At 53.9% G+C, this 15,555-nt stretch carries 14 protein-coding genes; 6 read left to right on the top strand and 8 right to left on the bottom strand.

Going from position 1 to position 15,555, the window contains the following annotated elements:
- The 4 genes from PFRI_RS21565 to zwf all read right to left on the bottom strand — a co-directional run.
- Nucleotides 1-306 (bottom strand): hypothetical protein (locus PFRI_RS21565; protein WP_217653420.1); only part of this gene is annotated, 306 nt, incomplete at its 3' end.
- A gap of 198 nt (nucleotides 307-504) precedes the next feature.
- Complete coding sequence (gene pgi / locus PFRI_RS19875; protein WP_072632444.1) at nucleotides 505-2,100, bottom strand: glucose-6-phosphate isomerase; 1,596 nt, start codon at nucleotides 2,098-2,100, stop codon at nucleotides 505-507.
- Between the two features lie 12 nt (nucleotides 2,101-2,112).
- The gene (gene pgl, locus PFRI_RS19870; RefSeq protein WP_072632443.1) at nucleotides 2,113-2,784 is read right to left on the bottom strand and encodes a 6-phosphogluconolactonase; all 672 of its coding nucleotides are present in this window, start codon (nucleotides 2,782-2,784) and stop codon (nucleotides 2,113-2,115) included.
- Nucleotides 2,781-4,235, bottom strand: coding sequence for a glucose-6-phosphate dehydrogenase (zwf, locus tag PFRI_RS19865; protein WP_072632442.1), 1,455 nt, complete (start codon nucleotides 4,233-4,235; stop codon nucleotides 2,781-2,783). The genes pgl and zwf overlap by 4 nt, the downstream gene beginning before the upstream one ends.
- A 202-nt stretch (nucleotides 4,236-4,437) precedes the next feature.
- On the opposite strand from zwf, the gene PFRI_RS19860 reads away from it, so the two are divergent.
- Nucleotides 4,438-5,391 carry a radical SAM protein gene (locus tag PFRI_RS19860; RefSeq protein WP_072632441.1) on the top strand — a complete coding sequence of 318 codons (954 nt, stop codon included), beginning with the start codon at nucleotides 4,438-4,440 and terminating at the stop codon, nucleotides 5,389-5,391.
- Between the two features lie 81 nt (nucleotides 5,392-5,472).
- Here the strand turns inward: PFRI_RS19860 and PFRI_RS19855 are convergent, their stop codons facing one another.
- Nucleotides 5,473-6,588 (bottom strand): anhydro-N-acetylmuramic acid kinase, encoded by a 1,116-nt coding sequence (locus PFRI_RS19855; RefSeq protein ID WP_072632440.1) that lies wholly within the window; start codon nucleotides 6,586-6,588, stop codon nucleotides 5,473-5,475.
- Nucleotides 6,589-6,652: 64 nt separating this feature from the next.
- Here PFRI_RS19855 and tyrS point away from each other — a divergent pair, with 64 nt between their 5' ends.
- Together tyrS and PFRI_RS19845 are read left to right on the top strand one after the other, a co-directional pair.
- Nucleotides 6,653-7,906, top strand: coding sequence for a tyrosine--tRNA ligase (gene tyrS, locus PFRI_RS19850; protein WP_072632439.1), 1,254 nt, complete (start codon nucleotides 6,653-6,655; stop codon nucleotides 7,904-7,906).
- A 3-nt stretch (nucleotides 7,907-7,909) separates the two neighbouring features.
- Nucleotides 7,910-8,752 carry an outer membrane beta-barrel protein gene (locus PFRI_RS19845; RefSeq protein ID WP_072632438.1) on the top strand — a complete coding sequence of 281 codons (843 nt, stop codon included), beginning with the start codon at nucleotides 7,910-7,912 and terminating at the stop codon, nucleotides 8,750-8,752.
- Nucleotides 8,753-8,813: 61 nt separating this feature from the next.
- On the opposite strand, the gene PFRI_RS19840 is transcribed toward PFRI_RS19845, so the two are convergent.
- From PFRI_RS19840 to PFRI_RS19830, 3 genes are all read right to left on the bottom strand, one after another.
- A complete protein-coding gene (locus tag PFRI_RS19840; protein ID WP_072632437.1) occupies nucleotides 8,814-9,779 on the bottom strand; it encodes a DUF3179 domain-containing protein in 966 nt (321 codons plus the stop codon).
- A 91-nt stretch (nucleotides 9,780-9,870) separates the two neighbouring features.
- A complete protein-coding gene (locus PFRI_RS19835; RefSeq protein ID WP_072632436.1) occupies nucleotides 9,871-10,419 on the bottom strand; it encodes a peptidylprolyl isomerase in 549 nt (182 codons plus the stop codon).
- Nucleotides 10,412-10,918 carry a peptidylprolyl isomerase gene (locus PFRI_RS19830; protein ID WP_072632435.1) on the bottom strand — a complete coding sequence of 169 codons (507 nt, stop codon included), beginning with the start codon at nucleotides 10,916-10,918 and terminating at the stop codon, nucleotides 10,412-10,414. Before PFRI_RS19830 ends, PFRI_RS19835 begins: the two co-directional genes overlap by 8 nt.
- A 143-nt stretch (nucleotides 10,919-11,061) precedes the next feature.
- Here PFRI_RS19830 and PFRI_RS19825 point away from each other — a divergent pair, with 143 nt between their 5' ends.
- The 3 genes from PFRI_RS19825 to PFRI_RS19815 all read left to right on the top strand — a co-directional run bounded on the left by PFRI_RS19825 (nucleotide 11,062) and on the right by PFRI_RS19815 (nucleotide 14,931).
- Nucleotides 11,062-12,252 (top strand): phosphoglycerate kinase, encoded by a 1,191-nt coding sequence (locus tag PFRI_RS19825; protein ID WP_072632434.1) that lies wholly within the window; start codon nucleotides 11,062-11,064, stop codon nucleotides 12,250-12,252.
- Nucleotides 12,253-12,341: 89 nt separating this feature from the next.
- Nucleotides 12,342-13,934 (top strand): hypothetical protein, encoded by a 1,593-nt coding sequence (locus tag PFRI_RS19820; RefSeq protein ID WP_072632433.1) that lies wholly within the window; start codon nucleotides 12,342-12,344, stop codon nucleotides 13,932-13,934.
- Nucleotides 13,935-14,037: 103 nt separating this feature from the next.
- Nucleotides 14,038-14,931: a fructose bisphosphate aldolase gene (locus PFRI_RS19815; protein WP_072632432.1), complete on the top strand. Its 894-nt coding sequence runs from the start codon at nucleotides 14,038-14,040 to the stop codon at nucleotides 14,929-14,931.
- Nucleotides 14,932-15,555 lie beyond the last annotated feature (624 nt).

The following is a 15,555-nucleotide window of genomic DNA, read 5'->3' as shown; positions in this document are numbered from 1 at the left end:
TCTACGGTCAGACGTCAACCCGTCAAAAGTCGGGTGCTCGAGGACTCTGTGTATAGCATGTTTCGTAGCGTTTGATGCTTCTCGGATCACACGAAATTGCCATGAAGTATCTGATACAATATTTTTGAAACTCACTTCGTAAGCGTCTAGCTTTGCTGGTGTTGCCACACCATCAAACGCGATGTGAGTTGCATATGAATCGATTGCCCAGATAACACAGAATGCGTTAGCCTCGCTCTGATCACTCGAAAACCTCTCAAGTATCGGAAGCAAAATTTCTTGTCTGAAATGTTTGGCACTCAACATAGGTTCAACTCCAATCCAAAAGGGTGATACTAACTCCGTGCCAACTAGTTTGACACACAAAATCCGTGTGATTTGCGCGCAACAGTTAGGCTTAGTGGTTTTTTGGTGGTTTTCAAAAGCAGAAATTACATCAAGATATTGTATTTAAACGATTATTTAAGCCGAAAGTAGGGGGGCTGGCCCCCGCCAACCGTCGCTTCAGGTCCGTGTGTGGATATACCGAACCAGCGCTTGGGTTGAGCCATCTTTACCATCAACCGAGGCTTTGCCTTCAACAACTGGTTGCAAAGCCGTCGCAAGTTCTTTGCCCAACTCAACGCCCCATTGATCATAGGAATTGATCCCCAAGATGACCCCCTCGACGAACACGCGGTGCTCATAAAGCGCGATGATCTGGCCAAGCATTTCTGGCGTCAGCTTCGGATACAACAGCGTTGTAGATGGACGATTGCCCGGAAAGACACGGTGGCGGGCTTGGCGTTCCAATTCATCGCCTGCAAAGCCTTTGGCCACCATCAACGCACGCGCCTCTTCAAGCGAGCGGCCTTTCATCAAAGCCTCTGATTGCGCCAAACAATTGGCGATCAACAACTGATGTTGATGCACCAAATCTTCCTCATGACCTTCAGCCGCGAGCAAAAATTCGCAAGGCACCGCGCGGCTGCCTTGGTGGATCAATTGATAGAACGCGTGCTGGCCATTCGTGCCAGGCTCGCCCCAAACAATCGGCCCAGTGTGCACGGCCACATCAGAGCCATCCATCTGCACGGATTTTCCGTTACTTTCCATCTCAAGCTGCTGCAAATACGCAGGCAAGCGCGACAGGCGTTGATCATAGGGCAGAACAGCGCGCGTCGCGTGGCCACAAATCTGATTGTGCCAAATCCCCACCAGCGCGAGCATAACAGGCAGGTTTTCGTGCATCTCAGCGGCGCGAAAATGGCGATCCATCGCCTCAGCACCGCGCAAAAACGCGCGGAACGCATCACCACCAACGGCGATCATAATACCCAGACCAATAGGGCCCCAAAGCGAGTAACGCCCACCGACCCAATCCTCAAAACCGAACACGCGGGCAGCAGGAATGCCCATCGCGGCGGTCTTTTCTTCAGATGTACTGAGGGCTGCAAACTGCGCGGCTGGATCTTTGACAGTTTCAGACATCCACGCCATCGCGGTGCGCGCGTTGGTCATGGTTTCGATCGTCGTGAAGGTTTTAGAAGCCACGACAACAAGTGTCGTCTCAGCGTTCAAACCGCGCAATGTATCGGCGATATGCGCACCATCCACGTTGGAAACGTAATGCAAATTCGGGCCATCATGATAAGGCGCAAGCGCGAGTGTCGCCATCGCAGGGCCAAGATCCGAGCCACCGATGCCGATATTGACCACATCCGTGATCTTGCCACCCTGCCCCTGAAACGCGCCATTACGGACGTCATCGCTAAACGCTTGCATCCGATCCAATGTCGCCAAAACGTCTGGCATCACATCAGCGCCATCGACGATTATAGGGTCACCTGAGAGGTTGCGCAGAGCGGTGTGAAGGACTGCGCGTCCTTCGGTGTCGTTGATCGTCTCACCTGCGAACATCGCATCGCGTTTCTCGGCCAGCTTGGCAGCATTTGCCAGCTCAAACAGCGCATCGCGCGCAGCCACGTCCATCGCCGTTTTAGAATAATCAAACAACATATCCAGCGCTGAGACTGAGAAGTTCGCAGCGCGATCAGCGTCGTTTTCAAACAGGTCCACAATGCGCTGATCCGTGTCGAGCGCTTTTACTTTAGTCCACATGAGAAATATTCCTTAAGGAGCCCAGTGCACATCGGCACCTGTCAACACAGCCCTAATCGGCGCTTCAAGCGCGCTCAAACGTTGGGCTTTTTCAAAGGCCTCGCGCTTTTCAAAACCCGTGATCACGATATGCTTTCGCAACGCCCCATCCAGCACGCGCGCGCTGAGCGTGACGCGTGTTTCAAGCGCACCAGGCGCGCGCATGGGCACCAAGATGGGCGCATCTGGTGCCAAAGCCTCGCTCAGTTTATCCGCTCCTGGAAACAGCGAAGCGGTGTGCATATCCGCGCCCATTCCAAGCAGTAAAACCGCGATCGGGAGTTCTGGTGCGATCATCGCTTCTAACTCTGGCAGCACGTCTTCGGGCTGGTCCGCAGGCGCGTATAGCGGCAACAAACGCGCAGCAGCCGCGCGGTTCGTCAGAAGGCGTTCGCGAATGAGTTTGGTATTAGATCGATCACTGTCCGTAGGCACCCAGCGTTCATCCGTAAGCATCACATCGACATTTTCCCAAGGCAGGTCAGCCGCGCAAAGATCATCAAACAAAGGCCCCGGCGTCGTGCCACCGGGCACCGCCAAGCACACGCGATCCTCGTGGTGCAATGCCGCGTTCAGATCGCCTGCGATCTTATTCGCCAGATCAATCATCAACATGTCGACATCGGGATATTCGATAAAATTCATAGCTTGATCTCTCTCCAGATGCGGCCGTCGCGTGCGATCATTGCCATCGCATCCGTGGGACCATCACTACCGCTATCATATGTTTTAGGCACTTCGCCACGCGCTTGCCAGCCCTCGATGATCGGGTCGGTCCATGCCCACGCTGCTTCGACTTCGTCGCCGCGCATGAACAGGGTTTGGTTGCCGCGGATCACATCCATAATCAGGCGTTCATATGCGTCGGGGACTTCAGCCACATTCGGCCCCAAAGCTTCTGCAAAACTCATATCGAGTGGCACATCCACAAGGCGCATGCCGCCTTGGCCGGGCTCCTTGATGGTCACATCAAGTGTCATGCCCTCATTGGGTTGCAAGCGAATGCGCAATTCGTTGTTGTGACGCCCCGCCTCTGCACCAAAGATCGAATGAGGTGCGTCTTTGAACACCACCGTGATCTCGGATGTGCGCGCTTTGAGCTTCTTACCGGTCCTTAGATAAAACGGAGTGCCCGCCCAACGCCAATTGCTAATGGCAATCTTCATTGCCACGAAGCTTTCTGTCTTGCTCGCGGGGTCACCCACATGGGTGCGAAAACCGTCGTCATCAGCGCTTGGGCCGTATTGGCCACGTACGATGTGATGTGGCTCAACCGGATCAAGTGCGCGAATAACTTTGAGCTTTTCATCGCGCACTGCGTCGGGGTCAAATTTTGCAGGAGGTTCCATCGCGATCAGGCACAAAAGCTGCATCAGGTGGTTTTGCACCATATCGCGCATTGCACCCGATTTGTCGTAATAGCCACCGCGCCCGCCAACACCGACGGTTTCGGCAACACTGATCTGAATATGGTCAATGTATTGGCTGTTCCAAAGTGGCTCGAAAAGCATGTTGCCAAAGCGCACGGCCATCAAGTTTTGCACCGTCTCTTTGCCGAGATAGTGATCGATGCGGTAAATCTGTGTTTCGTCAAAGTGTTTGGCCAACGACGCATTCAGGGCCTTGGCTGTCGCAAGATCGCGGCCAAAGGGCTTTTCCACAACGATCCGGCTATCATCATCGGCCATATCATAGCGATGTAGGCGTTCGGCGAGATCACCAAACAGGCCCGGGCCGACTGAGAAATAGAACGCATTGATCAGGTCTTTGCGCACTTTACTCGCAAGTTCGCTCCACCCTGTGTCGCCGCGTGCGTCTACGGTGACATAGTCGATCCGCTGCAGGAATTCGTCGAGCGTGCCATCCTCGCAGGCCTTGCCACCACCAAATTCACGGATCGCTTCAGCCACGATTGCGCGAAACTCTGTCGCGTCATGCTCGCTGCGCGCAGCACCGATTATTTGGCTATCCGCAGGAATCTGACCTGCACAGTACCGACGAAAAAGCCCAGGCAGAATTTTGCGACGCGCGAGGTCGCCTGTTCCACCGAAAATGACAAGATCAAAGGGTTCTACTGGAATGACGCGAGATACCATCGAGGGCGCTCCAATTCTAACTAGTAAGCTGTTGCGCTCTCTTTGTTAGCGCTAACGTAAATTTCCACGCATCTTTAGCGCGCAGTTTCGGGCATGTCTATCACTGCTTTTTCACATCACAATGGTGTCAGCGTTTTTATCGGTACTTTTATGTTTGTGACGTGCAGGTTAAATGACCATAACATTGACCGAAGGACGCATCATGAAAGATCTGGAAACGCCTCTTCTTGCGGCTGAGAAATTCAAAGACCCCTTCCTCACTGCAAAGGGCGAAGTGCGCGCAAGCGTTGCGTTAAGCGATCCTCAGACGCTCTGGTTCAACACAGGCACCCTGTGCAACATCGAATGCGAGAATTGCTATATCCTGAGTTCGCCAAAAAATGACGCGTTGGTGTATATCACGGCTGAGGAAGTCTATGATTACTTGGATCAGCTTGAGGTTCGCAAGTGGAATGTGCGCGAAATCGCGTTTACGGGCGGCGAGCCGTTTATGAACCCTGAGATGATCGACATTACACGGGCATCGCTCGAGCGCGGATATGATGTTTTGATTTTGACGAACGCGATGCGACCGATGATGCGTAAATCGATGCGTGCAGGTTTGCTTGAATTAAACGCCGCCTATCCGGGCAAGCTGACAATGCGTATTTCTGTTGATCACTGGGACGCTGACAATCACGACAAAGAGCGCGGCGCAGGGACGTTTGTGAAAACGATTGAAGGCATGACGTGGCTTCAAGAAAACGGATTTACAATGGCCGTTGCAGGTCGCACCGTTTGGGGAGAAAGCGATATGGAGTCGCGTAAAGGCTATGCTGCGCTGTTTTCCGAGCATGGATTTGACATTGATGCCTACAATCCCGCAGAGACTGTTTTGTTTCCGGAAATGGATGAATCTGTCGATGTGCCTGAAATCACGACCGCTTGCTGGGGAATTCTGGATAAATCCCCTGATGCGATGATGTGTGCGTCCTCTCGCATGGTTGTGAAGCGCAAAGGGGCGGAGAAACCAGCCGTTTTAGCCTGTACATTGTTACCTTACTCAGAAGAATTCGAGATGGGAACAACTTTGGAAGAGGCTGAAGGTTCAGTTCAACTCAATCATCCCCACTGTGCAAAATTTTGCGTTTTGGGTGGCGCGAGCTGTTCAGCGTAAATCGTTTTTTTGCACATTGAAAACGAGGGGCCAGCCCCTCGTGCTCCCCGGGATATTTCTCAAAAGAGGAAACAGGGCGGTTTACTCTGTCTCGTTTGGTCGGCTCAAAATGCCGCCACCGACATTGGCGCTGACGCCGGTTGTTGTGGGACAGCTAGTAGGCAAACCTCGCGCGACACGAACCGCGAGATAAGCAAAAGCTTGTGCTTCAAGCATATCCCCATCAAGGCCAACAACCTCAACCGGGTCCACCGGACAATCAAGCGCCTCGCGTAGCATATGCATCATAACGGGATTATGACGCCCCCCGCCGCAGACAAGCACGCGCGCAGGCGCGCTCGGACAATGTCGCATTCCTTGCATCACAGCCGCCGCACTCATCGCAGTCATAGTGGCAGCCGCATCCGCATCGCAGAGTTCACGCACGAGCTCTAGCATGACCGAGAAATCATCGCGGTCCAGCGACTTTGGCGGCATGCGCGCAAAATAGGTTTCCGCAAGGAACAGCTCGAGCGCCCCTGTTTCAACTGTGCCTTTCTTGGCAAGCGCGCCATCTTTGTCATAGCTGAGGCCAAGGCGGCTTTGCATTAAATCGTTTATAGGTGCATTTGCAGGGCCGGTGTCAAAGGCGAGCAATGCGCCTTGCTCTTCGGGTGCGTTTTTACTTGGATCGACCCAAGTGATATTGCCAACGCCGCCCAGATTGAGAAATGCGAGCGGCGCATCTGCTTTGATCCATTTGGCGCAAGCGAAATGAAAGAACGGTGCAAGTGGCGCGCCTTCTCCACCAAGCTGAACGTCATTCGAGCGGAAATCCCAAATCACAGGTGCACCGATGGCCTGCGCGAGGGCATCACCATCACCAAGCTGATGTGTGCCGCGCCCACGCGGTTCATGTGCAAGGGTTTGGCCGTGAAAACCAACAAGCTCGGGGGTGAAGTCTTGTAAAACTTCGGTATGCGCGGTTTGAACTACGTCTAAGGCGTCCGCTAAACCGTCACCCGGCCAGCGCCCTAAAACCCCTTGCAATGTCGTGCGCTCGGCGTCGCAATAGGCACGATAAGCACTCGCTCCGAAACTCTCGATCCGCATGCCATCGGTCACAAGTTCAGCCGCATCGACCCCGTCCAAGGACGTGCCTGACATCAAACCTACCGCTTTGACCAAACCAGTTTTGAATGAGTTGGAGCCTTTCATAGGCTTTTCCTTTGTGCATCTGCCCTGTAAGACCTTGGCGCAGAGCAATACGTGGACGCAAGTTATGACATACCATCCCAAATCCGATTTCATTGCAGTGATGATGGAGCGTGGCTTTTTGGCCGATTGCACCGATTATCAAAACCTCGATGAGGCGGCGCTGAAAGGTGGAATGCCCGGTTATATCGGCTTTGATGCGACGGCGAAGTCTTTGCACGTAGGCTCGCTGATCCAGATCATGATGCTGCGTTGGCTGCAAAAGACTGGCGGCAAGCCGATTACCTTAATGGGCGGCGGTACGACCAAGGTTGGAGATCCGTCGTTTCGCGCGGATGAGCGCCCCCTGCTCACGCCAGATCAGATCGACGATAACATCTCCGGAATTAAGAAGGTGTTTAGCGCCTATCTGACCTATGGCGATGGTCCGTCAGATGCGCTTATGATCAACAATTCAGAATGGCTCGACGACCTCAACTATCTCGATTTTCTACGCGACATTGGCAAGCATTTCTCGGTCAATCGTATGCTTGCATTTGAGAGCGTGAAATCGCGTCTTGATCGTGAGCAAAGCCTAAGCTTTCTTGAGTTCAACTACATGATTTTGCAAGCTTATGACTTTCTGGAGCTGAACCGTCGCTATGGCTGTGTTTTGCAGATGGGTGGCTCGGATCAATGGGGCAATATCGTGAATGGTATCGACCTCACCCGTCGCGTGCTCGACAACCAGATTTTCGGTCTGACGTCACCTTTGCTAACCACTTCTGATGGCAAGAAGATGGGCAAAAGCGCGGACGGCGCGGTGTGGTTGAACCCTGACATGCGCTCGCCTTATGAGTTCTGGCAGTTCTGGCGCAACACGACCGATGCGGATGTTGGGCGTTTCCTGAAGCTCTACACAGAGATGCCCGTAGATGAATGCGACCGCCTCGGCGCACTTGCAGGATCAGAGATCAATGAGGCGAAAGTCATCCTCGCCAATGAGATCACCAAGCTATGTCACGGTGCCGATGCCGCAAGCACTGCGGAAGCCACATCGCGCGAAGTCTTTGAAAAAGGCGGCGTTGGGGATGATTTGCCCACGTTGGAATTGACGCGCGAAGAGTTGGGCGATGGGTTGTCCATCGTGCAAGCGATCGTGCGTGCAGGCCTTGCGAAGTCCGGCAAAGATGCCAAACGCTTGATTTCCGAAAACGGCGCGAAAATGGATGATGCCCCTTTGAGCGATGCTGGCTTGATGCTGGATGCTGCGGCCTTAGCGTCGCCGATCAAACTGAGTGCTGGCAAGAAACGCCACGCACTGATCGTGTTGAAAGGATAAGCCATGTTTCGTCTCGTCGCCGCGCTTTTGCTCACCACTAGCCCTCTTGCCGCGCAGGAGTTATACGGCTCTGCACGTCTTTCTTTGGGCCAAAGCCAGACCAGTGGTGCACCCGTCGCTTTGCAGGGGGCTAATGGCACGCTCATGTCAGGTCGCGCAGACCTAAGCTTTGGTCGGATAGCGACGAGTGGTTTGTATCTGCAAGCGGACCTTGGTTTGACGCTGACAGACAATGCTAACTCTGCGCCCAATACGGCGAATACCAGCGGCAGCCTGATTTTGCGCACAGGACGTGATGCAGAGCGTTTTAGCTATGGGGTTTTCGTTGGTGCATTACAATCAGATCACGACAATGACGCAAGCGATGATGCACTGCGTTTGCTTGCTGGCATTGAGGGCTCTTACGCGTTGAATGATAGATGGGGATTCACAGGCCACCTTGGATATTTAAACGGCACAACAGGCAGCGACAGCGTCGCCACTGTCACCAATGGAATTGCCACAGGCCTTGGCATCACTTTTGCCGCAACGGATCGCCTCAGCATCGGCACCTCCATCGGTTATCTTAACGCTAAAATGGATGCTCCTGCGACAGTTGTTGAACTTTGGACGTTAGAGGCACGCGCAGACTACGATATCAAAGCTGTCCCCGGCCTGTCGCTCTTCGCAGCTGCGCAATACGGCGAAAGCCATCAGAAAGAAATCGTCGGCCCCGATGACATCACCGACACGACAACGATCCTAGCGGGTATCACGTACCGGTTTGGCGGCAAGAAGCACCCGAAAACAACCGACTTCAGCTATATCGAACCCTTCCTCGCCAACACAGGTGGCATTCTGGAATAAGCTTCATCTTTCCAAATAAACTTCGGGGGAGTCTCGGCTTGCCGAGATGGGGGCTGGCCCCCTAATTCCCGAGCTTCCAATCTCCATCCGGCCAAAACGCGTGGAACGCAAAAGCAAACATCACATCATACGGTAGATCGTTCCCGTTCGCATCGCGCACACGCACCGTGCCAACGTCACGCCCTTTCGCGATGCTCGATGCATCGAGCGCCGATGATTGCCCGGATGCCCAAGACAGCGTCACGCCATTTTCAGTCACTTCCCCCAACTTTGACAAACGCGTCAACGGCCAATCACGCGCGCCGACACGCACCACGCGTTCAAGCGCGGGTATGCCGTGGGGTGGGTTTTCGCCACTATACAAAAACGGCTTGGTGGAACTGTCATAACTCACATACGGATTGCGCCCGTATTGGCGAGAGAAGTCAGGCTCTTCCATCACCAAACCTTCAGGATTGCGCGCGACAAACTCAGCCCAGCTTTCCATCCATGTGGGCAGTTGCTTTAGCTCAGTGCCAAGCAAATCTCCCACAATCGCCTCGCCAACCGCTTGCTGCCACCAACTCTCCGTCTCGCGATCATACATGACCATGTCAGAGTTGCGCAGTTTGCCAGATACTCCAAACGTCAACGTGCCTTGGGGCACACGTCGATCAAAGGTGATACCAGAATTGCAAAGAGGACAGAACGTTACGGCGACAGGCACTCCGCCAACGGTGTCATTGGCGATCTCGTGCCATGTTAGATAGCGCACCGGATACGCACGAATGTCGCCGTTGATTTCAACAGTGATCACAGGTTCCGTGTCGCCAATGCGGGTTTCAGTCGAGGCTTTGCGAAACTTCGGGTTCGTCAGCGCTGGAATACCATCTTTAGGTGGTCCGCCTGACAGGATCTCGACCCAATTCTCCACAGAAGTTTTCTCAAAATTTGTTTTCGGCCATTCGTGCTGCCAAAAATCCGGGCTGGCAGACGCAGTCGTCATGACAAGCGAAAGGCCCAAAGCCAAAGCGATCCGTTTCAACATAAAACACCCTCTAAAGATTTCTCTTCAGAGGGTGCTTTAAATTCGCTTTCAAGTATAGCCCGACACACGCATTTGTGCGGGCCCGTTAACTTTACTCAGTGACAGTGACGGTTTTCATCATGTCAGGCGTGCCAACAACAGAGCCGTTGCCGCCTGTACCAAGCTTGATCGTGTCAACCACATCCATGCCCGCAGTCACACGGCCAACGACCGTGTATTGTCCGTTCAGAAAATCGCCGTCATCAAACATGATGAAAAACTGGCTGTTCGCTGAATTGGGGTTTTGGCTGCGCGCCATGCCGACGATACCGCGCTTGAACGGCTCGGACGAAAACTCGGCCTGAATGTCGGGCATATCAGAGCCACCCATGCCCGCACGGCTGGTATTGCCGCTGGACTGACCGAACTGAACATCGCCGGTTTGCGCCATAAAGCCATCAATCACACGGTGAAAGACAACACCATCATACGCACCACTTTGTGCAATCGAAGTGATCTGGGCTACGTGCTTCGGGGCCAAATCCTCCAGCAAATCGATGGTGACAGTGCCATTGGCACCCTCACCCGCGATCTCGATCTGAAGACCTGTTGCCAACGCGGGGCTGGCAAGCAGAGTAAAGGCAAGCGCGAGCTTACGCATCTGCGGCGACCTTCATGGACACCATGCGATCAGGTGCGACAGGTGGCTCGCCACGGGTGATCGCATCCACCAGATCCATGCCAGACGTCACGCGGCCATAAACCGTGTATTGTTTGTTGAGGAAGTGGTTGTCAGAGAAGTTGATGAAGAACTGGCTGTTCGCTGAATCAGGGTTTTGCGAGCGTGCAGCGCCGATTGTACCGCGATCATGTGGAATTCCAGAGAACTCGGCAGGTAGATCAGGCATGTCAGAACCACCTGTGCCAGCGGCACGGATGTTGAAGTCTTTTTCCATGTTGCCGTTGGCCACATCACCCGTCTGAGCCATGAAACCATCGATCACACGGTGGAAACACACGTTGTCATACGCACCTGAGCGCGCAAGCTCTTTCATACGCTCACAATGCTTGGGCGCGATGTCGGGCAAAAGCTCAATCGTGACGGTGCCGTCTTTGAGTTCCAGCAGGATGGTGTTCTCGGGATCTTTGATATCGGCCATTTGGCACTCCTTTGGTATACGTTGGCGCATTATCTAAGGCGCAAAGCCAAGATTGCCAAGGCGGGCATTGACGATAGCTGCCTCACTTGGCAAAGACAGGTCTAAATCACGGACGTAAATCTACGCAGAGCGGGAGAAAACACATGGCTTGGACCACATTGGATCAAATGGATCTCAAGGGAAAACGTGTCCTGACGCGCGTAGATATCAATGTCCCTATGGAAAATGGTGTCGTCACAGACGCGACGCGCATTGAGCGGATTGTGCCGACGATAAAGGACATCTTGGCCGCTGGCGGCATGCCGATCCTGCTGGCGCATTTTGGTCGCCCCAAAGGGCAACGTGTTCCAGAGATGAGCTTGCAACCCTTGGTGCCAGCACTTGAAGAGGCGTTCGGGTGTGACGTGATGTTCAGCGCCGATTGCATCGGTGCTGGTGCGCAAGCGGCGGCGGGTGCGTTGCATGCGGGACAGGTTCTGCTGCTCGAAAACACGCGCTATCATGCGAGCGAGCCTGCGAATGATCCTGCATTTGCGGCTGAAATGGCGAAACTTGGCGATCTTTATTGCAACGATGCTTTCTCTGCCGCGCACCGCGCACATGCAAGTACTGAAGGCCTCGCGCATTTGCTGCCCTCTTGTGCAGGGCGTTTGATGCAAGCGGAACTCAGCGCGTTAGAAGCCGCCTTGAGCGCGCCCAAGCGTCCTGTCGTTGCCGTCGTTGGTGGCTCGAAAGTGTCGAGCAAGCTGGAGTTGCTCAGTAATCTCATCGAAAAAGTCGACTACCTTATCATTGGCGGCGGTATGGCCAACACCTTCCTTGAGGCGCAAGGCATTGATGTGGGTAAATCGCTGGCCGAACATGACATGACCGACACCGCAAGTGCGATCATGGCGAAAGCCAAAGCAGGCAATTGCGAGATTGTGCTGCCTTTGGATATCGTCGTAGCGCGTGAATTCAAAGCAGGGGCCGCGAGTGAAACGCTCGCCTCTGACGCCTGCCCTGCGGATGCGATGATCTTGGATGCTGGGCCAGAAACTGTCGCACTGATCTCGCGCATCTTTGACGCTGCCGAAACACTGATCTGGAACGGCCCCCTTGGTGCGTTTGAGATTGAACCTTTTGATATGGCAACCAACGCGGCAGCGGCTTATGCGGCAGAGCTTTCATCCACAGGTGCGTTGATTTCGGTCGTAGGCGGCGGTGACACTGTAGCGGCCATGAACCAAGCAGGCGCAGCTGACAAGTTTACCTACATTTCCACCGCTGGCGGCGCATTCTTGGAGTGGATGGAGGGCAAGACCCTGCCCGGAGTCGCAGCGCTTAGTAATTAAGCAAAGAGTGGGTCGGGTATCCCTGCCCTTGCCGAAATGCGGATTTCGAGTACCCTGAGGCTGATTTTATCAGCCTCAGGACTATTATCATGTCTATTGCACGTACAATTTTACAAACCACCGCACTCTCATGTGCACTTGCATTGCCACTGCACGCGCAGGAACAACCTGCTGAAACGCCTGTCACAATCTGGGACGCCATTTCTTTTGACAACATTCTCACGCTTGTTGTGCAAAGCTTCATTCCGACCCTGCGCATCCTTGCAGATGTGCGTTATGCTCAAATCGATGTGGACTCCGTGCGCAACCGCATCGCCCTCGTTGGCGTCGATGTGCGTCCGTTTTTGCCCTACGCAGAGGCCGATGCCTGCGCGATTACCGCCGATAGCCTAGTGCTGAGCGGTCAACCGATTGATCGCCAACAAGGCTACGCATTGAATGTCGCTCTTGAGGGGGCCGTGCTCGATTTCGACTGCCTGCCTATTGAAGCGCGCCCTGTTGTTGGCATGCTTGGCGTCGATAACATCCGCCTTGATCGCATGACAGTGAATGTGAAGTACGACTTTGCCTCTGGCGGTGCGATGATCAACTTTGGCGCGGACCTTGATAAACTTGCTGCGCTGAGCGGGTCTTTGGACCTCGACTACATCAGCTACCGCATGGATCTCGACAGTGAAGAGGTCATGCCAGCCGCTTATGTGAACCACGCACAAATCACGCTTGAGGATCGCGGGCTGTATGCCGCCGCTTCGCGCATGGCCCCTCCCGGTATGCTTGATCCTGCCGCGCTAGAGCAGATTATCCCGGGTGCGATTGCAGAGGTTTTCGCAGATATGAACGGCCCTGACGCACGTGAATTAAGCACAGAGCAGGAATTCTTCATCAACCGTGCGGTGATCACAGCAAAAGAGTTCGTCGCCAACCCAAGCCAGATCATCATTGAAACGTCCGCGCCGAATACACCTGTGCGCCTTGGTGAGGCTGATCTGGAAGACCCCAAAGCGATGTTCTCCAAGCTAACGCCCACAATTGGCACTGTTCCTATGGCCATCTTCACAGGCATTCCCGCAGCAGAATTAAAGCAAGCGATCGACGGTTTGCTGCCAACCGAACGCAATCTCGATGTAGGGCGTGCATTGCTGAGCGGGGTCGGTGCGCCGCGCAATACAACCCTTGGCTTGCGCTTGCTGGACCCATTGGCAAACGAGGGCATCGCGGACGCGACCTCCCTTATGGCTGACGCCATGAAGGGCACAGACCCTACAATCGCTTACCGCCTCGCACTACATGCCAGTGCAAACGGTAAACCCGCTAGCCTCAGCCTGCTCAATGATCTCGAGGATCAGCTGCAACTAAACGAGATGCTTGAGGTGCAAGACATCATGCTCGGTGGTGGTGGACCTGTTGCGTCTGATTTCGCCTCTATCGGTGACATCCGCCGTGCGGCGCGTGGGCATTTGCTGGGCACCACACGCATTCGTTCGTACCGCGCGGCTTACTATTGGGCCTCTGTTGGTGCTGCGACTGGCGACGTTGCCTCTGCCGCGATCCGCGATGAGATTGACACGATCATGCGCTTGCGCGGGGCCACGACGGCTTGGGCCGAGGTGCAAACGAGCCTAGAAAATGGCGTTCTGCGTGACTGGGTTGGCCGCGATTTGCCCGCTGAGCTTAAAAAATAGCACTGCGTCAAAAAAGCTGCCCGCCTGTTAGCGCAATCCTGATTGCGTATCGGCGGGGGCTTCCCTACACCCTGTTTAAAATTAGTAAAAGCAAGGTGTTCCCATGATCAATCCACAAATGGCTGAGAAAATTCGCGCAGGTAACGGCTTTATCGCTGCATTGGATCAGTCAGGTGGATCGACGCCTCGCGCTCTTGGGCTGTATGGGATTGAACCAGACGCCTATAGCAGTGACGCGGAAATGTTTGATTTGATCCACGCGATGCGCGCGCGCATTGTGTCGTCGCCCTCGTTTACAGGCGAGCGCGTGATCGGAGCTATCTTGTTTGAGATGACAATGGATCGTGAGATAGACGGCAAACCCTCTGCCAAGGCACTCTGGGAAGACAATGGCGTTGTGCCGTTTTTGAAAACCGACAAAGGTTTGGAAGACGTCGCGCACGGTGCGCAAATCCTTAAGCCCAATCCCGGCCTGGACTCCCTGCTCGCACGTGCAGCGCAGAACGGCATCTTCGGTACCAAAGAACGCTCGGTCATTCACGCCGCCAACGAGCGCGGTATTCGCGCTGTCGTGCACCAGCAATTTCAGCACGGCAATCAAATCTTGGCGGCTGGCCTAATGCCGATCATCGAACCTGAAGTGCTGATCGACATCGAAGACAAAGCCGGTGCCGAGCAAATATTGCTCCAAGAGCTCACGACAGCGCTTGATACAGTCCCAACAGGCCAGCAAGTCATGCTAAAACTCACGCTGCCGGAAGTGCCAAACACCTATAAGTCGCTCGCGGATGATCCACGCGTGATGAAGCTGGTGGCGCTCTCTGGCGGGTACAATCGTGCGCAAGCCAACGGTCGTTTGGCCAAAAACACTGGCATGATCGCCAGCTTTAGCCGCGCCTTGACTGAAGGGTTGTCCCATAAGCAGAGCCCTGCAGAGTTCGACGCCACGCTTGATGCGACAATCGCTGAAATCCACGCGGCGTCAATCGCAGGCTAACGCGTTAAACGACGGCCAGATCGTTCAACGCGTCTAAGTACCATCGCCCGAGATTTTATTTTTGGACCAAGTATCGACAAAAGAGGGCCATTGTTTGGCTCCATCTATTAGGGCATCGTTATCAAATGTGTCAGGTCAACCTCCAGAGTCACTTGTAGCTACAGCCCTTACCACATGAGGTGCTCGCTGCTTACGTGGCCCCCAATTTTGTTCAGTGGTTTATCCCTTACGTTTAGTCAATCGGCGAGAGCATTTCATTGTTAATGTGCTTGCGTATCAGATTGTAGAACATCTCAATGAGTTCGAACACGTCATGACTTGCATCGTCGCATGTAAGGTATGTCCGTTGCCTGATCCGTTCTTGCTTCTACGACTGAAAGAAGCCAACAATGCCTGCAAAGACGAGTCCGTCGTAAAACGGGATTGCTTTCAGAACAGATCAATCACAACGGTTAGACAAGACTAGTATTCGTGCTTTCCGAATTGAGGTATATCAGTCACCAAAACTGTATCGGGTGCATCAATCTCGAAATGTCGATCCAGCGTATTGTTTGCAACGACAGCAAGCTGAGTTATTGTCAAATCTGGTGTTTGAGGATTGTTGGTCATGCAGCGATCTGGTCA

Origin of the sequence: Planktotalea frisia (assembly GCF_001890925.1) — a bacterium.
In the GTDB taxonomy this organism is placed as follows: domain Bacteria; phylum Pseudomonadota; class Alphaproteobacteria; order Rhodobacterales; family Rhodobacteraceae; genus Planktotalea; species Planktotalea frisia.
This window is presented reverse-complemented; position numbering and strand designations above follow the sequence as displayed.